General features: G+C 62.5%; 16 protein-coding genes. 11 read left to right on the forward strand and 5 right to left on the reverse strand.

The window, feature by feature from the left end; genetic code table 11:
- The first annotated feature begins 126 nt into the window (after positions 1 to 126).
- From FQ746_RS06100 to tssA, 9 genes are all read left to right on the forward strand, one after another.
- Positions 127 to 816 carry a tetratricopeptide repeat protein gene (locus tag FQ746_RS06100; protein WP_144108031.1) on the forward strand — a complete coding sequence of 230 codons (690 nt, stop codon included), beginning with the start codon at positions 127 to 129 and terminating at the stop codon, positions 814 to 816.
- 37 nt (positions 817 to 853) lie between these two features.
- On the forward strand, positions 854 to 1,402 hold the full coding sequence (tssB, locus tag FQ746_RS06105) for a type VI secretion system contractile sheath small subunit (protein WP_144108032.1): 549 nt from the start codon (positions 854 to 856) through the stop codon (positions 1,400 to 1,402).
- Between the two features lie 14 nt (positions 1,403 to 1,416).
- Positions 1,417 to 2,907 carry a type VI secretion system contractile sheath large subunit gene (tssC, locus tag FQ746_RS06110; RefSeq protein WP_144108033.1) on the forward strand — a complete coding sequence of 497 codons (1,491 nt, stop codon included), beginning with the start codon at positions 1,417 to 1,419 and terminating at the stop codon, positions 2,905 to 2,907.
- A 70-nt stretch (positions 2,908 to 2,977) separates the two neighbouring features.
- The gene (locus FQ746_RS06115) at positions 2,978 to 3,481 is read left to right on the forward strand and encodes an Hcp family type VI secretion system effector (RefSeq protein WP_144108034.1); all 504 of its coding nucleotides are present in this window, start codon (positions 2,978 to 2,980) and stop codon (positions 3,479 to 3,481) included.
- A gap of 90 nt (positions 3,482 to 3,571) precedes the next feature.
- A complete protein-coding gene (tssE, locus tag FQ746_RS06120) occupies positions 3,572 to 4,051 on the forward strand; it encodes a type VI secretion system baseplate subunit TssE (RefSeq protein ID WP_144108035.1) in 480 nt (159 codons plus the stop codon).
- 100 nt (positions 4,052 to 4,151) lie between these two features.
- Positions 4,152 to 5,990: a type VI secretion system baseplate subunit TssF gene (tssF, locus tag FQ746_RS06125; RefSeq protein WP_144108036.1), complete on the forward strand. Its 1,839-nt coding sequence runs from the start codon at positions 4,152 to 4,154 to the stop codon at positions 5,988 to 5,990.
- Entirely contained in the window at positions 5,954 to 7,057 is a 1,104-nt protein-coding gene (tssG, locus tag FQ746_RS06130; protein WP_144108037.1) for a type VI secretion system baseplate subunit TssG, read from the forward strand. Before tssF ends, tssG begins: the two co-directional genes overlap by 37 nt.
- Before the next feature lie 35 nt (positions 7,058 to 7,092).
- Entirely contained in the window at positions 7,093 to 9,771 is a 2,679-nt protein-coding gene (gene tssH, locus FQ746_RS06135; RefSeq protein ID WP_144108038.1) for a type VI secretion system ATPase TssH, read from the forward strand.
- Between the two features lie 71 nt (positions 9,772 to 9,842).
- Positions 9,843 to 10,979: a type VI secretion system protein TssA gene (gene tssA / locus FQ746_RS06140; RefSeq protein WP_144108039.1), complete on the forward strand. Its 1,137-nt coding sequence runs from the start codon at positions 9,843 to 9,845 to the stop codon at positions 10,977 to 10,979.
- Positions 10,980 to 10,981: 2 nt separating this feature from the next.
- Here the strand turns inward: tssA and FQ746_RS06145 are convergent, their stop codons facing one another.
- The 4 genes from FQ746_RS06145 to FQ746_RS06160 form a co-directional block, all read right to left on the reverse strand.
- Positions 10,982 to 11,950, reverse strand: coding sequence for an OmpA family protein (locus FQ746_RS06145; RefSeq protein ID WP_144108040.1), 969 nt, complete (start codon positions 11,948 to 11,950; stop codon positions 10,982 to 10,984).
- 4 nt (positions 11,951 to 11,954) lie between these two features.
- Positions 11,955 to 12,947, reverse strand: a complete 993-nt coding sequence (gene tagF / locus FQ746_RS06150) for a type VI secretion system-associated protein TagF (protein WP_144108041.1) — start codon at positions 12,945 to 12,947, stop codon at positions 11,955 to 11,957.
- A complete protein-coding gene (tssM, locus tag FQ746_RS06155) occupies positions 12,944 to 16,861 on the reverse strand; it encodes a type VI secretion system membrane subunit TssM (protein ID WP_144108042.1) in 3,918 nt (1,305 codons plus the stop codon). Before tssM ends, tagF begins: the two co-directional genes overlap by 4 nt.
- Positions 16,862 to 17,087: 226 nt before the next feature.
- Complete coding sequence (locus tag FQ746_RS06160) at positions 17,088 to 17,933, reverse strand: M15 family metallopeptidase (protein ID WP_144108043.1); 846 nt, start codon at positions 17,931 to 17,933, stop codon at positions 17,088 to 17,090.
- Positions 17,934 to 18,057: 124 nt separating this feature from the next.
- On the opposite strand from FQ746_RS06160, the gene FQ746_RS06165 reads away from it, so the two are divergent.
- Entirely contained in the window at positions 18,058 to 19,053 is a 996-nt protein-coding gene (locus tag FQ746_RS06165) for a hypothetical protein (protein WP_144108044.1), read from the forward strand.
- Positions 19,054 to 19,198: 145 nt separating this feature from the next.
- The gene (locus FQ746_RS06170; protein ID WP_144108045.1) at positions 19,199 to 20,341 is read left to right on the forward strand and encodes a nucleoside hydrolase; all 1,143 of its coding nucleotides are present in this window, start codon (positions 19,199 to 19,201) and stop codon (positions 20,339 to 20,341) included.
- 35 nt (positions 20,342 to 20,376) lie between these two features.
- Here FQ746_RS06170 and FQ746_RS06175 read toward each other — a convergent pair whose 3' ends face one another.
- A complete protein-coding gene (locus FQ746_RS06175) occupies positions 20,377 to 21,333 on the reverse strand; it encodes a LysR family transcriptional regulator (RefSeq protein ID WP_144108046.1) in 957 nt (318 codons plus the stop codon).
- Between the last annotated feature and the right edge of the window lie 253 nt (positions 21,334 to 21,586).

The raw sequence follows: 21,586 nt of genomic DNA on the forward strand, positions 1-21,586 counted from the left end.
GTGCAATGCTTCTTCACACGAAAGTTGAATTATCGAAATTTGGCCTGTACTATACCCGCGCACTTCAAGCAAAGCAAAACTCCGGTTTCTCCCTGAAATAAAAAATTCTCACGTCGGTGAAAAACGATGAATGAGCGTCTCTTAGTAAAACTATCTGGGGTTGTGTTGGCATGCGGCGTAATGGCCGGCTGCGCGACACAAGGCAACAACGTCGCAACCACACCGGAGGCTTTTAATAAGCAACTCGCGGACGCCGATACCGCCGCTAAAGGCGGGGATCCGGATCGCGCGATTGCGCTTTATCAGCAGTTAGCCAAAACCGATCCCACGCGTGAAGAACCGTGGTCGCGCATTGCGCAAATCCAGTTCACGCAGGAGCATTACGGGCAGGCCATCGTCGCCGCCCAGGAAGCGCTGCAACGCGACCAGAGCGACCGCCAGGCGAAAAGCGTGCTGGCCGTCGCCGGACTGCGCGTCGCGACCCAGTCGCTGGGTGAATTGCGTCAGGATGCGTCGCTCGCGGGCGACGCCAAATCCGACGCACAGGCGCTTGCCAAACAGTTGCGCGACACGCTTGGCGAAGCCACGCTGTTCCCGCCCGATCCGAGCGACGTGAAGCCCGTACCGAAGAAGCGGCGCGTCGTGCGTCACGTGGTCAAGGGCAGGCCCGCCGACACCGCGGACGGCGGCCCCGCAGCCGCGCTCGCGGCTCCCGCAGCGCCGGCCGCACCGGCCGTTGCCGCGCCGGCGCCGGCGGCACCCTCGAAAGCCGCGCAGAGCAGCGGTGCGTCCGATCCGTTCAGCGCGCTGCGCTGATCCACACGCCTGATTCACCAGCCTCCGGGAGCCGTCGATGGCGAAGAAAGAAAGCATCCAGAAACGCTTGCAAAAAGTGCGGCCGCCGCGCGTTCAATTGACCTACGAGGTCGAGCGGGGCGACGCGATCGAGATCAAGGAGTTGCCGTTCGTGGTCGGCGTGGTCGCCGATCTGGCGGGGCAGTCCGAAGTCGAGCAGCCCAAACTGCGCGATCGCAAGTTCGTGAATATCGATCGCGATAACTTCGACGACGTGATGAAGGCGATCGAACCGCGCGCCGCGTTTCAGGTGGAAAACCGCCTGAGCGAAGCCGGCGGCAAATTCGCGGTCGACCTGCGTTTCAAATCGATGGCCGATTTCAATCCGGATGAAGTCGTGGCGCAAATCGAGCCGCTGCGACGCCTGCTCGACGCCCGTTCGAAGCTCGCCGATCTGCGCAACAAGCTGGCCGGCAACGACAAGCTCGAAGACCTGCTGAGCGAAGTGCTCAACAACACGCAGCAATTGCAGACCCTGGCGAAAGATCAGGGCAGTGCAGCGGAGCAGAACGCCGGCACGCCGGATCACGACAAGCAGGGCGAATAAGCACGGGGTGTGAGATGAACCAGCAAACGGCAGCAGCGCAACTCGCCACCGCGCAAGGCGGCACGGAATCCACGCTGCTCGACGAGATCGTCGAGAAAAGCCGCGTGGCCAAGTCCGATTCCGAGCATGCGCGCGCGAAAGACCTGATCGGCGAACTCGTGCACCAGGTGCTCGACGGCACGGTGGTGGTGTCCGACAACCTGTCGGCCACGATCGACGCGCGCGTCGCGGAACTCGACCGCCTGATCTCCGCGCAACTGAGCGCGGTGATGCATGCGCCGCAATTCCAGCGCATGGAAAGCACGTGGCGCGGCCTCGACTACCTGTGCAAGGAAAGCAATACCGGCGCGACCGTGAAGATCAAGGCGCTGCACGCGCCCAAACGGGATCTCGTGCGCGACTTCAAGACAGCGATTGAATTCGACCAGAGCGCGCTGTTCAAGAAGATCTACGAAGAAGAGTTCGGCACGTTCGGCGGCTCGCCGTTCGGCACGATCATTGGCGACTTCGAAGTCACGCGTCAGCCGGAAGACGTGTACTTCATCGAACAGATGTCGCACGTCGCGGCCGCGGCGCACGCGCCGTTCATTGCTTCGGCGTCGCCCGAATTGCTGGGCCTCGAAACCTTCGCCGATCTCGGCAAGCCGCGCGATCTCGGCAAGGTGTTCGACACGGTCGAATACGCGAAGTGGAAGTCGTTCCGCGATGCCGAAGATTCGCGTTACGTCGGCCTCACGCTGCCGCGCTTTCTCGGCCGCCTGCCGTTCAATCCGAAAGACGGCGCGACGGCGGAAGGGTTCAATTTCGTCGAGGACGTGGACGGTACGGACCACAGCAAGTATTTGTGGTGTAACGCGGCATGGGCATTCGCCGCGCGCCTGACGGCGGCTTTCGACGACTTCGGCTGGTGTGCGGCGATTCGCGGCGTGGAAGGTGGGGGTCTGGTGGAAGACCTGCCGACTCACACCTTCAAAACGGACGACGGTGAAGTCGCACTGAAGTGTCCGACCGAAATCGCCATTACCGACCGGCGCGAAAAAGAATTGAGCGACCTCGGCTTCATTCCGCTCGTGCACTGCAAGAACTCGGATTACGCCGCATTCTTCGCTGCGCAATCGGTGCAGAAGCCGAAGAAGTACAGCACCGACAGTGCGAATGCGAATGCCGTGTTGTCCGCGCAACTGCAGTACATCTTCTCGGTGTCGCGCGTCGCGCACTACCTGAAGGCGATGATGCGCGACAAGATCGGCAGTTTCGCGTCGGCGCAGAACGTCGAAGTATTCCTGAACCGCTGGATCTCGCAGTACGTGCTGCTCGACGACAACGCGACTCAGGAGCAGAAAGCGCAATTTCCGCTGCGTGAAGCGTCGATCCAGGTCGCGGAAGTTCCGGGCAAACCTGGTGTGTATCGTTCGGTCGCGTTTCTGCGTCCGCACTTCCAGTTGGACGAGTTGTCGATTTCTCTGCGGCTCGTCGCTGATCTGCCGAAACCGGCCAATTCATAAACCAGTCTGAAGGCCCGGGTTGGCTTCCCGGGCCGGCTGCTAAACCACCTCTTTGGGGAGTCGATGAGTTATGAAGGATATCTATTTAAAATTCGGCAATCCGGCGATCAAAGGCGAATCCGCCGATAAAGATCATGCTGGCTGGATTGAAATCGATTCGTGGAGTCATTCGATCACGCAACCGCGTTCGGCGACGGCGTCCACCGCCGGCGGTCATACGGCCGAGCGTTGCGAACACGGCGACATGCAGTTCACGAAAGATATCGACGTGGTCAGTCCGCTGATCTATCAACACGCGTCGGGCGGCACGACGTTCGACGAAGTCACGATCGACTTCATGCGTTCGGACGGCGAAGGCAACCGTATCAAGTATCTCGAGGTGAAACTCAAGTACGTGATCATTTCCAGCGCGACGCCGAGCGTGGTGGGCGAAGGCCTGCCGACCGAGCAGTTCTCGCTGAAGTACGCGGCCGTGCAATGGAAATATACGCAGCAGAAGATCGGCGGCAATCAGGGTGGCAATGCACAAGGCGCCTGGAGCCTGACGAAGAACGACAAGACCTACGCGGTGTGATGCAGGGGCGGGACCGGCACGTGCGGCGTCTGATCGGCAGCGCCGCGCGTGGCCGGGCACGCCGTGCGTCGCCGTTTCTTGCGGACACCGATGAAACGTTTTGAACCCAGTTTTCTCGACAAGCTGTTCGACGACGAACCGCATTTGCCGGCCGCGCCGGCTATGCGGCAGTTGTCGCTGGACGAATTGAAGAGCACGGTCGCCCGCGATGTCGAAGCGATTCTGAACACCCGCATCGCGCTGACCGAGCACGAACTGGCGGCGCTGCCGGAATGTCAGCGTTCGGTGCTGACGTACGGTCTGAACGATTTCGCGGGCCTGAGTCTCGCCAGTCATTACGACCGCACGTTCATCTGCAAGTCGATCCAGCAGGCCATTGCGCGGCACGAGCCGCGCCTGCAACAGGTGGCGGTGACGCTCGAACTGAACGAACAGTCGACCAACGCGCTGAACTTTGCAATTCAGGCGTTGCTGGTCGTGCATCCGGCGGAAGAACCGGTGAGTTTCGATGCGATGCTGCAGCCGTCCACGCTGCAATACTCGGTGACGCGCGCCCGCGCCAAACTGTAGTCGCTGTTTTTACTGCTTCAAAGTACCGCTTTGGCGTCACCGTTTCGCGCAACGGTGGTCAATCATCGAGCGGAGATCGTTCAGGTCCGGGGATAGATCGATGGAAGAATTGCTGCCGTATTACGAGCGCGAGTTGTCGTTTCTGCGGCGCTATTCGCGCGATTTCGCCGAGCGCTATCCGAAGATCGCGGCGCGTCTGGCCATGTCCGGCGAGCACTGCGAAGATCCGCACGTCGAGCGGATGATCGAATCGTTCGCGCTATTGGGCGCGCGCATCAACAAGAAACTCGACGACGATTACCCCGAATTCACCGAAGCGCTGCTCGAAGTGCTGTACCCGCACTATCTGCGGCCGTTTCCGTCGTGCTCGATCGCGCAGCTGGGCAGTTCCGCCGCGTTGAGCCATCTCACCGAACCGGTGCGGGTGGAACGCGGCACCGAACTCAAGTCGCGGCCGATACGCGGTGTGCAATGCCGGTTTCGTACCGCGTACGACGTCACGCTTGCGCCGATCCGCATTTCGGAGGCGAAGTACACTTCGGTGGCCATGGCCCCGAGCGCGACCGTATTGCCGGGCAACGCTACTGGCATCGTGTCGATCACTTTCGAATCGACCGCTGCGCAACTCGATCTGGCCTTGTTGAAAGTTGCCACGTTGCGCGCGCATCTGCATGGCGAGCAGTCGTTTATCGCGGCGCTGGCGGACTGCCTTTTCGTGAATGCGATGGCCACCTACGTGGAGCCGGACCGGCGCGGTGTGTGGACGCCGCTGCGCACGTCACCGTTGGTGCAGGCCGGCTTCGACGAAGACGATGCGCTGATCGACTATCCGGCCCGATCGCATCCGGCCTACCGGTTGCTGACCGAGTACTTCGCGTTTCCCGAGAAATTCAATTTCGCCGACTTCGATCTCGCCGCCATGACGCGTGCGAGCGGCCGTTGCCAACGCCTCACGTTGCATATCGTGCTGAAAGAAGTGCGCAGCGATTCGCACATTGCGCGCCTGCTCGATTCGTTGTCCGCGCATCATTTCAGGCTGTTCTGCACGCCCGTGGTGAATCTGTTCGAACAGCACGGCGAGCCGATCCGTATCAGTCACCAGGCGATCTCGTATCCAGTGATCGCCGAGGCGCGCCGCGCATTCGCTTATGAGGTCTATTCGATCGATTCGGTGAAACTCGTCAGGCAGCAGGCGCGCGACGAATCGGTCATCGAATTCCGGCCGTTTTATTCGTTGCATCACGGCGAGGCGGCGCGTGCGGGTCACTACTGGTTCGCGCGCCGCAACGACTGGGTCGCGCAGAAAAGCCCCGGCTACGAGACGGAGATATCGATCGTCGATATCGACTTCGAGCCCGCCGCACCGCAAACGGATACGCTGAGTCTGGAGCTGACCTGCACGAATCGGGACCTGCCGGCCGGATTGGCGGTCGGTCTCGAAGGCGGCGATCTGTTCCTGGAAGGCGGCTCGCTGACCGGCAGCATTGCGATGCTGCGCCGGCCGACACCGAGCGTGCGCTTCGAGCGTGGGCGCGCGTCGCACTGGCGGCTGATCTCGCATCTCGCGTTGAACCACGTGTCGCTCGCGAGCAGCGGCCTGTCGGCGCTCAAGGAAATGCTGGTGCTCTACGATTTGCGCCGCACGGCGGTGTCCGCGCGACATATCGACGGACTGGTCGGCATCGAGCAGCGCGCGGCAGTGCAATGGCTGCCGGGCAAACCGTTCGCCACCTTCGTGCGCGGCATCGAGATTCAACTGACGATCGACGAGGAGCATTTCGTCGGCACGAGTCTCGCGTCGTTCGTGCGCGTGATCGACACGTTTTTTGGGCTGTACGTGCATCTGAACAGCTTTGTGCAACTGGTCGTCGTGTCCAAACGCACCGGCGAGGAGATTCTGCGATGCAAACCGCGCAGCGGCGAATCGATCCTGGCGTAGTCGAACGACTTCTCGACGAACCGCATCGCTTCGAATTTTTTCAGGCGGTGCGGATTCTGGAAAAGTGGTTCGCGCAACACGCGCCATCTCATCAGGCCCATCAGGCACGTTCCGGCGATGTCGTCGCGCAGCGCATTGCGTTCCGCAACTCGCTGTCCATGTCGTTTCCGCCAAGTGAATTGCAAAGCGCTCAGTCGTTCGACGAAGCGGGTGTGGCGCTGAACGACAAAGCGCAACGCACGGCGGCGCTCGAAGACGGCTCGCTCGACAAGGTGCACCTGACGCCGGCCTTCTTCGGCCTGCTTGGCGGACAGGGTGCGTTGCCGTTGCATTACACCGAGCAGATCATCGCGCGCGAGCAGATCAAACGGGATCGGGCCGCGCGTGAATTCTTCGACGTGTTTTCGAACCGTGCCACCGCGCTGTTCTACGCGGCGTGGAAAAAATACCGTCTGCCGTTTCACTACGAGACCGATCGCGACGAGCGTTATCTGCCGCTGCTGCTCGCATTGGCGGGCGTGGCCGACGACGACACGCGCACCAGTCTGCAAAGCGGTAAGGGCGCGCTGTTCGACGAGGCGATTGCCGGCTATGCGCTGGCTGCGCGGCATCGGCCGGTGTCGGCGGCGTACTTGCAGCGCACGTTGTCGGAGTACTTCAAGGTCAAGGTGCGCGTCGAGCAGTTCGTCGGCAAATGGTACGACGTGCCGCGCGATCAACTGACGATGCTCGGCGGCGTCAACGCGACGTTGGGGGCCACCGCGCTCGCGGGCGAACGGGTATGGCAGCGCGACCTGCGCGCGCGACTCGTGATCGGACCGCTTGACAAAGCCGATTACGAGTCGTTTCTGCCGGGCGCCGATCACGCCGTGGCGCTCGAACGCATGCTCACGCTGCTGGCGGGCGTCACGCTCGAATACGAGGTCGCGCTGGTGCTGCGTCGCGAGGCAGTGGGGGCGAGCGTGCTCGGCAATGGCGCGCGCCTCGGCTGGGACGCGTTCCTGTGCACACGCGAGGCCACTGGCGATCGCGCCGATGCGCGCTATGAACTGCACGTGATTCATTAACCCAGACCACAGAACAACGAACCGGACCGCACGACATGAGTACGTCGCTCAACACCCTGATCGCGAAACTGAATCCGACCTGCCGGCAGGCGGCCTTGCTGGCGGCGAACAACTGTCTCGCCCGCGGTCACTACGAGGTCGACCTCGAACATCTGCTGCTCGCCTTGCTCGACGAGCGCGCGAGCGACGTTTCGCTGGCGCTTCGCGCGAGTCGCATCGACGTGCATGCGTTACGCGCCGATCTCGAACGCGAACTGCAACGGCTGAAAACCGGCAACACGCGCACGCCCGTGTTCTCGAAGCATCTGATCGAACTGCTCGAACAGGCGTGGCTGATTGCATCGCTCGATTCGCAGATCGGCCAGATCCGCTCCGGGCATCTGTTGCTGGCGTTGCTCACCGCGCCGGATCTCGCGCAGTTTGCCGAGCGCATGTCGCCGTTGCTGCGCGACGTGCGGGTTACCGACCTGAAACACAAGTTCGACGAACTGACCGAGGGATCGCAGGAAGTCGAGCGCAATCCGGATGCACAGAGCGGCGCGGCGGCGGCGAACCCGTCCCGCCCGGAGACGGACGCCATCGCCGGCGCGCCGTCGAAAACCCCGGCGCTCGACACGTACACCAGCAATCTCACGCAGCGCGCTCGCGACGGCAAGATCGACCCGGTGATCGGCCGCGAGAGCGAGATTCGCCAGACCATCGACATCCTGATGCGCCGCCGCCAGAACAATCCGATCATGACGGGCGAAGCGGGCGTCGGTAAAACGGCAGTGGTGGAAGGCCTCGCGCTGCGTATTGCCGCCGACGACGTGCCCGCGCCGCTCAAGGGCGTCGCGTTGCACGTGCTCGACATGGGACTGTTGCAAGCCGGCGCGAGCGTGAAGGGCGAATTCGAGAACCGCCTGAAGAACGTGATCGACGAGGTGAAGAAGAGCCCGCATCCGGTCATCCTGTTCATCGACGAAGCGCATACGATCATCGGCGCGGGCGGTCAGGCGGGGCAGAACGACGCGGCCAATCTGCTCAAGCCCGCGCTCGCGCGCGGCGAGTTGCGCACGATCGCGGCTACCACGTGGAGCGAATACAAGAAGTACTTCGAGAAAGACGCGGCGCTCGCGCGGCGCTTCCAGGTGGTGAAGATCGAGGAACCCGGCGAAACGCTGGCCGCCGCGATGCTGCGCGGCATGGCGGCGTTGATGGAAAAGCACTTCAACGTGCGCGTGCTCGACGACGCGATCACCGAGGCGGTCCGTTTGTCGCATCGCTATATTAGCGGGCGGCAACTGCCCGACAAGGCGATCAGCGTGCTGGATACGGCCTGCGCGAAAGTCGCGCTGGCGCATAGTTCGACGCCCGCGGCGATCGACGATACGAAAAAGCGCCTGGAGCGCATCGACGCGGAAATCGCCGCACTGGAGCGCGAAACCGCGAGTGGGGCATTGCACGACGAGCGGCTCGCCGCGTTGCGTGAACTGCGCAAGGAAGACCTCGAAGACCTCGCCGAAGACGAAGCGCGCTACGACAAGGAGCGCGCCCTGGTGACGGAGATCGTCGGATTGCGCGCGGACATCGACGCCGCGCGCGTGAGCAGCGCCGACGCGGCAGCCGCCGACAAGGCCGCGCAAGCACGTGAAAAACTGGCCACGCGAGTCGCCGATTTGCAGGCCCTGCAGAACGGCCAGCCAATGGTGCCGTTGCAGGTCGACGGCCACGTGGTCGCGGAGATCGTCGCGGCGTGGACTGGCATTCCGCTTGGCCGTATGGTCAAGGATGAAATCCAGACCGTGCTGAATCTGCAACCGTTGCTGGCCGCGCGGGTGATCGGCCAGGACCATGCGCTGGATGCGATCGCGCAACGCGTGCGCACCGCCAGCGCGAATCTCGAAGACCCTGACAAGCCGCGCGGCGTGTTCATGTTCGTCGGGCCGTCGGGCGTCGGCAAGACGGAAACCGCGCTGGCGCTCGCCGACGTGCTGTATGGCGGCGAACGCAAGATGGTCACCATCAACATGAGCGAGTATCAGGAAGCCCACAGCGTGTCGGGCCTGAAAGGCTCGCCGCCCGGTTATGTCGGTTACGGCGAAGGCGGCGTGCTGACCGAAGCGGTGCGCCGTAATCCGTATTCGGTGGTGCTGCTCGACGAAGTGGAGAAAGCGCACCCGGACGTGCTGGAAATGTTCTTTCAGGTGTTCGACAAGGGCACGATGGACGACGCCGAAGGTCGCGAGATCGACTTCCGCAATACGCTCATCATTCTCACGTCCAACGTCGGCTCGCAGGCCGTGATGCAGGCGTGTCTGAACAAAAGTGCCGAAGCGTTGCCGGATGCGGACGAACTCGCCGAGACGTTGCGGCCGCAACTCTACAAGGCATTCAAGCCGGCATTTCTGGGCCGCATGAAAGTCGTGCCGTACTACCCGATTAGCGACGACGTGCTCGCCGAGATCATCGAACTGAAGCTCGAACGGATTCGCCGCCGCATCGAAGCGAATCACAAGGCGGCGTTCGAATGGGACGAGTCGCTGGTCGAGGCGGTGCTCGCGCGTTGCACCGAGGTGGATTCCGGCGCGCGCAATGTCGACCACATCCTGAACGGTACGTTGCTCCCGGAAGTCGCGCAGCAGGTGCTGGAGCGCATGGCGAACGGCGCCGCGCTCGCGCGGATTAGCGTGAGCGCGAGCGAAGCGGGCGAGTTCGACTACACGGTCGTATGAGACACGCGAACATGCCCGGGTGCCTTGTCGATCCGTTCCACGTTTCCACTTGAAGAAGATTGCCAGCCGTCATGCCTATTAATCTGAACGCGCTATTGGCGCCTGTCAGCGATACGTCGCCCTGCGGCGACGACCAGCTGTTTTCCGCCGATTTCGATGCGATCCAGCACGCTCGCCGTTTCGAAGACCCGTCGCTCGATCAGGGAGAATGGGTGACGGACATCAAGGAGGCCGACTGGCCGTTTGTGGTGGAGCGTGCCACCAGCCTGCTGCAAACGCAGACCAAAGATTTGCGTCTCGCCGTCTGGCTGACGGAAGCGCTGGCCATCGAGGACGGCGTGACCGGCCTCACGCAAGGCTATGCGTTGCTGACGGCGCTGTGCGAAACCTGGTGGGATCACGTGCATCCGCTGCTCGAAGGGGACGACGCCGAGTACCGGCTCGGCAACGTCGGCTGGCTGGTGGGGCGCAGCGGCGAACTGCTGCGTGCGATGCCGCTGACTTCCGCGCAGGGTCAGAGCTACACCACCGTCGACTGGGATGTCGCCACGCACGTCGCGCAAGCCATCAGGCGCGACCCCGATCACGCGGACGATATTGCGCGCGGCAAGCCGTCCATCGAGCAGATCGAGGCATCCCGGCGCGCGACGCCCGCGCCGTTCTATACGACCTTGCTGGCCGATCTGAAAGCATTCGAAGCCGCGATGCTCGCACTCGAACGCGAACTGGACCGGCGTGCCGGCGACGTCGCGCCGAGTTTCCGGCAAGTGAAAGATGCGTACGGCAGCGTGTTCCGGCTGGCCGAGCGCTTTGCGCGCGAACAGGGCGTGAGTGCGGAGCCGGCGCCGCACGCTGCGGGTTCCGATATCGGCGACCGCGAGCCTCGCGCGCTACCCGAGCGCACCGAGCCCACCTTCAAGACCGCTTCGCGTGACGAGGATGCCGTGCCGCCGACCCTGCCCATTGCGAACAGTCCGAGCCCGATCGCCGGCATTCAAAGCCGCGCGCATGCCGTCGCGCAATTGCGTGCGGTCGCAACGTTCTTCCGCCACACCGAGCCGCACAATCCGGCCGCGTATCTCGCGGACAAGGCGGCGGAGTGTGCGGATATGCCCTTGCATGAGTGGCTTTCGTCGGTGGTGAAGGACGACGGTTCGCTCGCGCATATCCGCGAGCTGCTCGGCGTCAAACCGGAAGAAAACAGCTAGTTTCAGGACCCCGCGCGAAACTCGATACGACGGTTGCGTGCGCGGCCGTCGTTCGTATCGTTCGATGCGATCGGCTGGTCGGGACCGACGCCGGTGGTCGTCATCTGCTCGGGCGCGATGCCCTTGGCGACCAGGTAACCCTTTACGGCATCGGCGCGCGCCTGGCTCAGCGCGACATTCGACGTGCGATTGCCGGCGTTGTCGGTGTGTCCGATGATCGCGACCGTCTTCGTCTGCATCTTCGACAGCACGGCCGCCATCTGATCCAGAATCGCGCGGCCTTGCGGCGTGAGCGTCGCACTGCCGATTTCGAATTCGATCGTACGGTTGGCGAGCGTCTGGTCGAGCAGCCCCTGTTCCGACGCGCTGACGCGCAAACCGTTCTTGATCGTGTAGGTCGGGTTGAGTGCGTTGGCCATGTCGCTCGCGAGTTGCTGACGCTGCGATTCGTTGTGCACTTCGCCCTTCACGTCGATCTGCGTCCCGTCGATCGCCAGCTGGCCTTTATGAATCTGCTTCAATTGCGGGCCGATCAGCTTCTGCACGTTGGCCGACCAGTTCGGCGGCGTGGCCACGTCCGCGACCTCGATCTGGTCCACGACGCTGGCTGCACCGTACGTGTCGCGCAGACGGCCGAGCACGGCCGCCTTGGTCGCTTCATCCGGCACCTTGCCGCCGACCACGACCTGGCCCGGCGTGGCGCTGACCGGCGGTGGCGCCGCGCTAACCGCGCCGGTGCCCACGCCGGTGCCCACGCCGGTCGTGCCGCCCGGAAGTCCGGCTGTGGTGACTGCGGGACCTGCTGTTCCTGCATTGGCTGGCGAGGTCGACGGTAGCGCTGTCGTGCGGATCGAACTGCCGCTCGTGTCGACCGGCGTGACGCGCGCCGGGCCGTCGTTATCGGCGTGCGCGAATGCACTGAGCAACAGTCCCGCTAATAGCGCGGTCGTGCGGGTGTGTCGGTTCGGCATCGCGTCACGCTCCCGTAAAGGCTTCGCGGAACGTGTCGATGCTGACGCGCAGCGACAGTTGCGGTTGGTCGAGATAACTGACGAGCTTGCTGATGCCATGGTCGTTCTGTGCGTGTTCGTCGATCCACTCGGGGTCGTCGATATCGATGTTGTGCGCCGCGTACGCCTGCGGGTCCACCACGCTATGCAGGGTCTTCGCCGACGCGCCGTTGAACCCGATCACGAGCCGCTCGCGCTCGGCAATCGTGCCGATGAAAATCGCCAGTTCGAAATCCGCCTGGGAAACGAACGGCGCGATCAGTTCGAGCCAGAATGCGGCGACCAGTGTGCGGTAGAACGGATCGTTCGGCAGCGGCAGCGTGAGCCCGCGTTCGAGATGCGACGAGCCGCTCTGCATGACTGGCCGCAGCAGCGAACCGAGCGCCAGCATCGCCCCGCGCAAACGCACGGGATGACCGCTCGCGAGCAGCATCTGTTCGAGACCGGCGAGCGTCTGGTGTTCGACGAAATCGTTGAACGTGCCGTCGTGCGGATTGCCCGGGCCGCCGCCGGTTTCGATCGACACCTGGGTTTCGCCGAGCGCCTGCAACCCGGCGGCCGCGTCGCCCGGTCCGAGCAACGGCTTCATCTGCGTGGCGACGCGCGCCCATAGACGTGCGAACGCGAGCGGACTGCGCGCGAGAAACGTCAGCGGCTTTTCCACCTCGAGCGCGGTGGCCGCGAGAAACGGAAAGCGCCGCGACGACTTGTCCTCGCTCGCCACCATGTGGCCGGCAATCGCCAGCTTGCTGCGCGAGCCGAGGAACGCGAAGTGCATCGGCTTCGCATTGCCGTAGACGATTTTCCAGCGCGGATCTTCGCTGAGCAGTTCCATCGCCTCGGCGACCCAGCGGTCGAGCGTGGCGAGCAACTGCGGGTTATGGGCGCTCTTCACGAAGTCGCCACGTGACGGAATCTTGCCGAAATAGGCGATCTGCGCCTGCACGGTTTGCGTCATTGCGCACCCCCTGGATTCGAAACCGCGGCGGCGGCCGTCGTGGGCCGCGCTGCCTGGGAAGACGGCATGGCGGCCGGCGCCGGTGACGCCGATGCCGTCGCGTTGATCGAGTTGGCCGCCGCGCTCACATCCGCGACCGACGAGGGCAATTGCAGACCGCGCAGGCTCTGCTGTTGCGGCGCATCGCCACCGCTGCCGCCCGCGGCCGCGGCGCCCCCTTGCGACGTGCTGATGATGCGCATGCTCACGGCCACCGTCACGTTGCCTTGCGTCCACGTGAGGTCGAAGGTGCCGTCCGGCCGGCGCTTGCGTTGCGCCGAGTTGATCAGCTTCTCCAGACCGTAGCGGCCCGGTTCGTTGACCAGTTGCAGCGTACGGCCGTCGAAGGTCACGGCGTTCAGCGTCGCGCCCGGCGAGCCCGACGGATTCGGCCACACGAAGTTGGTCCACTGCGGCGGCGTATTGCGATAACGCATCTGCTGGCCGTCGATCGCGAGCGTGTACTCCGTGGTGCCGCTGCTCGGTTGCGGCAGGATCTGGAACACGGTCTGCGGTTCGGCCGCGCCTCCCCCCGACGCGCTTGCCGCACCGCCGGCAAGCGGCGCCACCCAGCGCGCGAAGCCGCTGGTGAAGCCAGGCGTCAGTGCGAGCCCCATGTCGCCCCACGTGCGAGCGGTGAGCGTGTCGCCACGGCGCACCGCGAGCGGCCCGAGCGTGGTGCCGACGAATTTGGCGATCGAACCATCCGGGCCGAACACCTGCGCGATTTCGCCGGCGCCGGCTTCGACCTTTGCGTCGCCCGCAAACGGATACTTGTTCGCGAGCGAGTTCGAGAAGGTCTGATAGACCTGCGCGTTCCACACCTTGTTGACTTCGACGCTCGCCGGTTGAATGACCACCGCGTAAGCCGCCATGAGCGGACGCACCAGCAGCGGACGCAAGGCCTTGCGTTGCGAATCGGTGAGGCCCGTCAGCATCTGTTCGTCGACGAACTTGAGCGAGTCGGCGAGTTCCGAACCGCTGCCGTCGAGCGTCTGCTGCATCAATTGACGCGCGCCCGGTCCTGGATCGCCCTGATTCCTGATCGTGTTGAAGCGCGTGCGAACTTTGGAGAGCGTGTCCATATAGCCCTTGAGCATCGAGCCGTTGTCGCCGCTCACGACAATGCGGCCGAGCGCCGAAAATTCCTGTCCGATCGGACCCATCGGCACTTCGACCGGATTGCCGTTGATGTCGATGTTGGCGTTCAACTGGCCGGTCGGCGCACGCGAGAACCATTGCTTGACCCAACTCGTCACGCCGGTCTGCGCGCGTTTCAGGTTCGCGTTGAAGAGCGACGGGTTGTCCCACGAGGTCTGGTCGTACGCGGTTTCGAGCACCTTGCGGATGGGCGAGTCCTGCGGGTCGCCGAGACGGTTCATCGCGTCCACGGCCTGCGCGAAGCTGCCGAAGTTCTGCACGGCGATGCCTTGCATGAACTTCTGCCAGTGCATCGCGTACTCGGTCTTGTACATCGTCACCAGCGCTTTCTGGATCTGCTCGGGGCTGCCTTCCAGCGTCAGATCGTCGTGTGCCGACGTGTTGAGCACCCAATCCTTCGCCTGCAATTCCTTGGTGGCGGCGTCGCGAATCGCGGGCTGCACGTACTGGAACCACGCTTCGCGCGTGAAGGTGCCGGGAATCGCATAGCTGCCGGCCACCAGCGCGGTATTGTTGTCGCCGACGATGCGCGCGATGGTCATCGGCGCGAAACGGGTCGACGCGCGGGCCTTGATCTCTTCGTAGACACGCTGACGGGCCGGCATGCCGCGCACCACACGACGCAGATTCTCGCGCGTCTGATCGACGAGGCCGAGGTTCTGGTCGATCATAGGCCAGTCGTCGTCGGACACCCGCGACAGGTAGAACGTGATCATGCGTTCGGCGCTGCGGATCATCTCGTCACGAGGCATGTTGCCGCGATTGGTTTCGAGCCAGCCGCGCCAGAAACGCGCGATCTGATCGGTCAGATGCGCGGTTTCGACATGACGCTTGTCGCTGAGCATCAGGTAGGTTTTCAGCGCGTTGTACGCGTCTTCCACGTTGGTGGGCGACGCGTCGCTGTACAGGCCGCCTTGATTGCCTGATGAGTTGGCCGGGGCCGTCATTGCCGAATGCGCGGAGACCGGAATCGCCGCGGCGTCCGGCGTGTGATTCAAGGGGGCGAGCTGGTCGGGATGTGCGTCGACGTCTTTCAGGAACGACGCCAGATTCTGCGAAACCGGATCGAGCAGAATCTGGCGCACGCCGTTGTAGTACTCCGTGAGCAGATGCTGTTCGAGCCGGTCGCCCTGATAGAGGCCGAGCGACACCGCGAGCGGCTTGTCGCGGCGGAACTGTTCGAGCTGGTCGATCCGGTCTTCGAGTATGTCCATGGCCTGCAAACGCGATTGCAGGTCGTTGCGGTTCTGCTGCAGGCGCACGACGTTGTCGAGGTCGGCTTTGACGTTGTCGGCAAGTTGCTGGTTGCCGATGGTCGACCAGGTCCAGCCGCCGAGCGCCAGCGCGAGTATTGCGACGAAACCGAAGAAAGTCGCATAACGCATCCGCGTTTTGGCGGGGCTCGCGAACTGGCGCACCGTTTGACGGTCGGCGAAGATCACCTTGGAAAACAGGTCGCGCAGAAAGAAGCCGTTCTTCGAGAAGGCGCTGTGCGGCTTGGGTAAGCTGTCCGCGCTCAGGTTGAAGCGGTTGGCGATACGCGTGGCGGCCGCGCTGCTGGTTTCGCCTTCCTGCAACGCGCTCGTGAAGTAGAAGCCGCGAAAGATCGGCTTGTACTGGAACGGGTTGGTCTCGAACAGCGTCGCGAGAAACGCCCGCAACGCAGGCTTGATGGTCGAGAATTCGAGCGGGAAACTGAGTTGGCCCGGCGAGAGCTTGTTGCCGCGACTAATCGACATCTGCGCGACGCTGATCTCCTTGAGGCCGTCGTAGAGTTCTTCGAAGTGCTCGTCGAACAGGCCGACCACGTCGCGCTTTTCGTCCGGTTCGTAGGGCAGGGTGGCGCCCCACACGCGGTCGTATTCGTGGCGCTCGCTGCCGCTGAAGAACTCGGTGAAGCCCGTAATCAGGTCGGCCTTCGTGAACATCACGTAGACCGGCGCGAACACTTCGAGCTTCTCGGTGAGTTCCTGCACGCGCTGGCGCAGGTTCTTCGCGAGGTTGATCGCGAACTCGGGTTTGCTGTTGGTGAGCTCCGCAATGCTCGCCGTGACGATGATGCCGTTGATCGGCGCTTTCGGGCGAAAGCGTTTGAGCAATCCGAGAAAGCCGAGCCATTCCGTGCGGTCTTCGTCGTGCACCGAGTAGCGGCCCGCGGTGTCGAGCAGAATCCCTTCGGTCGTGAAGAACCAGTCGCAATTGCGCGTGCCGCCAATGCCGTGGATGACCGCATTGTTCTTGTCGGCGAACGGGAACTGCAGGCCCGAGTTCAGCACCGCGCTGCTTTTGCCCGCGGCCGGATTGCCGATCACGATGTACCACGGCAATTCGTACAGCGCGGAGCCGCCGGACATCTGACCGATCTTCGAGGTCTTGATGGTCTTCACCGCGTCGACCAGACGCGTACGCAGCACGTCGAGTTCAGCCTGGCGCGCAGGTGTTGGCGCGGCGCCGCTTTCACCCTGTTTGTCCGCCTGTTTCTCTGCCTGCTGTTCGAGCATCTCGCCCAGCTTGTCGTTCGCGCGGCGCACGCGCAGACGGCGCACCAGCCAGACCAGCAGCGCGAGCACGACCACCGCACCCAGCACGATGGCCGGCCATATCGGGTCGATCTGCAGCGTGTCGGCGCCGATGAATAAAACAGCCGCGAGCGCGACGAGTCCGATGATCGAGAGCGTGCGTGGATGGGTCAACACGTTGAGAAAGCGTCGCATAAGCCGTTCGGATCAGGGTGAAGTGTGGGGGTGGCGCGTGGTGTTCCGGAGGGCCGGGCGAACGAATGGCGTTTGAAACGAAACGAGCCAGACCGCGCGCACAGGATCCGATGTTTTTTTAGAAAAGGACGAATTCCGGTGAATTGTTAAATAGGCAAGAAATGCTGTGTGAATTCCCCATGTTCCGAATTTCCCGATAACCGGCGTGTTTATTACCCCGTCCGCCTTAATGGCCGCGGCCCATGACGAAGCCGGGCTTGTGATATTCGACGTGCCCCAGATCCATCATTTTCCAGCGACCGCCCCACGTCAAACCGACCTGTTCCGCGGTCTGCCCATATAACTGATAGCCGCGCATGGCCCAAGGATCTTTTTCTGAAATGACGAGCTTGCCTTCGCGTAGAAAGGCATTGTCCGCGGCGAGTCCGTATTGGTGATAGCTCTGAAAAGCTGCGGCATTCGTGACGTTACCCCCCATTTGCGCCAGCCGGTTTTGCCGATCCGGACTGCGATAACCTTCGAGCAATGCCATTTCATACCCGTATTGCTCGTGCATGATTTTATAGACGAGCAATAAACGCGTTCTGAAATCGGCATCCAGCAGATTCCAGTCGCGGCTCGCGTCTTTCAGCGCAGGCCTTATCTGCTGGACTTCCTGCGTCGCAAATACCTCGGGAGGCAAGGGCGGCGGGGGCACCAGCTGTTCGCCATTCAATAACGCCGCAATTTTCTCATCGGGTACTCGGGCAGTGTCATCGAATTGGAATAACTGGCGACCGCGTAATGCCAATGCCACCAATGGCGGCGTCGCAAGAATACCTGTGGCGCTTAAAATCAGCAAGCGCCGCTTTGCCAGTAACTTTTGCATATCGACTACTGTCGATTGCGAAATTTTTGCCGAGCGTGCTAATTGAGTACGCGCACGATTTGCGCTATGCGATGCCCCTCGCATAACACGCCCGTGAATAGCGAGCGCTGCGCCGAATAGAGAATGGCGTACCGCGGGCAATAGCAGCATTGCGGCGATCATCACGGCGATGGCGAAATAGGCAAGAAGTACTACGGCAATCAAAGTCGCCCCCGAAAATTGGAAACAATTGTATTTTGTAATGCTTGCTCTTAGAATCAGGCCTGCTCGGAGAGGGGCCGCAGCGTATTATCACGGCGAAATAATCCAGGATTCAATGAGACAGTGAATGAGTGCGCCGGAAAGTTCGAATTCTAAAGCTCCGCCCAGCCTGTTATCCGATAAGGCTAAAGGCGTGGATGGCAATGGCTCGCGCATTCTCGCGAATCTCGAAGGCCGGGTCGCGCCGCCTGCCGAGCGGGGGCGCCGTTCCAGAGCGCCGTTGCTTCTAGTGGCGTTGCTGGTGATTGCAGCGGGCGGCTGGGGTGCGTGGCATATGCAGCAGCGTCAGCACGAGGTGTCGGTTGCGGCGGCGCCTGCGGTTGCGCCTGCCAATGCGCCTGCCAATGCGCCCGGTGTAGCGGCTGCGGGTTCTGGGGCGAGTGCGGCGCCGGTTGCCGTGGCGAAAGGCGAGGCGCCGGCTGCTGCGTCGTCGCAGGCTGCGACGATCATCGCCGACGATAGCGAAGGCGATAGCAGGAGCACGGCCGCGTCCGCTGCGTCCGTGAGTGCCGCGGCATCGGGCGGCGACGACAGCCGCCTGTCACGGGCGCTCGCCGCGGGTACGGAGTCGGGCACGGCGTCCGCACCGGTTGCCGCTGCGAACACTCCCGCTACGAAGCATGGCAAACATACGTCCGAGCTCGCTAGCAGCGGCAAGCACGAAGAGCCGTCGCACGGCAAGAAAGAGAGCACGACGGCGCATGCCGGCAATCACCACGCCAATGTGCAGACGGCTTCCGTGCAAACGAAGAAAGCCCACACGTCGAGTAGTTCGCCGAGTACTTCGAGAGAAGATTCGGATGCCGATCTATTGGCGGCACTCGTCGCGCGCACCAAACCCGCGGATGCCAAGGAGCCGGATGGCAAGAGTGGAAGCAGTGGTAAGGGCGGCAAGGTCAATACGTCGGCCACGTCGGGCAATGCCAGACTCGCGGAGCGTGTGAAGGAATGCGGGCAACGCGGTTTTTTCGAAGACCAGTTGTGCCGCTGGCGCGTGTGTGACGGTCACTGGGGTAAAGACCCCGCGTGCCCGGCGGCTTCGGCGCAGGCACGTCAGCCCTGAACGCTTCGACACGGCGTGATTGCGCATGAATGCGCATCGCGACTGCATTTCATCAGTCCATTACCCGAAGATTTCATTTTGTCAGCTTTGCGTCTAACATGGGCCTCCTTGTTTGCGTCACATTTCAAACAACAAGGAGACAGCATTGAAACGACTCATCGTGGCATTGACTTGCCTGGCCGGCGTCGCGGCCATCACTACGCTTGCCGCTTGCGGCGGCGGCGAAATCAACGCGCAGGAACCCCCCAAGGTCATTATCGATAGCGACTACAACACGCTGAGCGACGACGGTCAGCTCGGTGTGATGGCGGCGCAATTGCAGGCGCAGGGCTCGCTGAAAGTACTCGGCATTACGGTCGTATCCGGCAATCAATGGCTGAAGCAGGGCGTGGCGGATGCATTGAAATCGGTCGAGCGCCTGGGCGTGGAAAAACAGATAGGCGTGTATGCCGGCGCTAATTACGCGCTCTCGCACGACTTCGCGACCATTCAGGCCGAACTAAAACAATTCCCGGGCGGCGACGGTTATCTCGGCGCATGGAATACGCCCGAGCCGCAATCGACCAGCGATCTGGTTGCGCCCCCGGACGGCTTTGCCACACACACGCAAGTGCAGAGCAAAAGCGCGGTGGACTTCATCGTCGAATCAGTCAAGCAATACCCGGGTCAGGTGACGATCCTCGCAATCGGCCCGCTGACCAATATTGCGCTGGCGACGCGCCAGCATCCCGAGATCGTGCCGCTGATCAAGCAGATTATCTACATGGGCGGTGCGATCGATGTCCCGGGTAATACGACGCCGACTGCCGAATTCAACTGGTGGTTCGATCCGGAAGCCGCGAAAACGGTATTGCGCTTGCCGATCAAACAGGTCGTGGTACCGCTCGACGTGACGGATACGGTGCAGATGGACAAGGCGCTTTACGATCGCGTCGCGCACGATCCGGCGAAGCAGACCATCATCACGCAACTCTTCAAGACATTGAACGGTTATGGTTTCGATGGCAAGAACGGTTTCGAGACGAATCCGAACTACACCACGAACATCTGGGACACGTTGACGCTCGCGTACCTGATGCGCCCTTCATTGGCCACGCAGACGGTGGACGAGTGGGTGGACGTGGATACGAGCTTCGGTGCCAACGATGGCAAGGCGACCGGTTATACGAGTTCGCCGCCGGCGGGTTTGCAGAAGATGACGGTAATCAAGCGCTTCGACAATGCGAGCTTCTTCAATATGTATGTCGATCTGTTGACGCGGCCGGTGCCGGTGACATTGAGCAACTGAACGACGCGCGCCGTTGCGGCGAGGCCAATACCGCTTCATGCGGCATGCAGGCCTCGCAGCAACTGGCGTACGCGGAACATATCCTGATCGACGTGCTCGGCTTTTTCGAAGCGTTCTACGAGCCAGTCGACGAAGGCTCGCACACGCGGCGAGATGTGGCGGTTTTTCACATAGGCGACCGAGACGGGCATGGGCACGGGCTTCCATTGCGGCAGGACTTCGCGAAGCAGGCCGGCGTCCAGATACGGTTGCGCTGCGATGCGCGCGGGCTGGATGAGGCCGAGGCCTTGTAGTCCGCAGGTGAGATAGGCGTGCTCGTCGCTGACTTTAACGAAGCCGCGCACCTTGATGTTTTGCGCGTGGCCGTTCACTTCGAAATCGAAATCCACTTCACGGCCGGTGTTTGGCGACATGCAATTGACGGCGACGTGCGCGCGCAGGTCGTCGAGATTTGCCGGGGTGCCATGCCGGGCCAGGTAGGCGGGGCTGGCGCAGGTGACGTGTTCGAGCGTGCCGAGTTGTCGTGCGATCAGATTGGAGTCGGGGAGTTGGCCGAGCTGGATGCTGCAGTCGATGGCTTCGGAGATGAGGTCGACTGGGCGGTTGCCGATGCTGATGGCCAGGTCCAGGTTCGGATAACGCGCGTGGAAGTCGTCGAGGGCCGGGAGCACGAGGGCGCTGGCGACGGCGCCGGGCATGTCGATGCGCAGGCGGCCGGTCAGGTGGTCGGGTGTGTGGCGCAGGCTGGCTTCCATCTCGTCGATGTCGGCGAGGATTTGCGCGCAGCGTTCGTAGTAGGCGGCGCCTTCGGGGGTGACCGTCAGGCGGCGGGTAGTGCGGATCAGGAGGGCGGTGCCCAGGGTTGATTCAAGGTTCTGGATGGTGGTGGTGGCGGTTGCACGCGGGATGTTTAAGGACTCCGCTGCGCGGGTGAAGCTGTTGGTGTCGACTATCCGGATGAAGGTTCGCATGGCGGTTAGTTTGTCAGTCATGGTGGTTTCGGTCCTTCTGGAATTGTTAGGGTTGGGGTTTTGCGGTGGCGCTTTTGGACTTTGGCCTTTCCTTGCTTTGTTAGTGGTCTATTAGCGTTCCCCCTGTGCGGGGGGGCACCTACTTTTCTTTGCCGCCGCAAAGAAAAGTAGGCAAAAGAAAGCGGCTCACACCGCTAACTCTTAAGTGGGAACCGCGCGAGTTTCTTGGTAGTGGTGCATCTGGAATCCGTGCCCTCGCGCATTACGCGCCAGT

It is taken from the genome of Paraburkholderia sp. BCC1886 (genome assembly GCF_900996245.1).
Classification (GTDB): domain Bacteria; phylum Pseudomonadota; class Gammaproteobacteria; order Burkholderiales; family Burkholderiaceae; genus Paraburkholderia.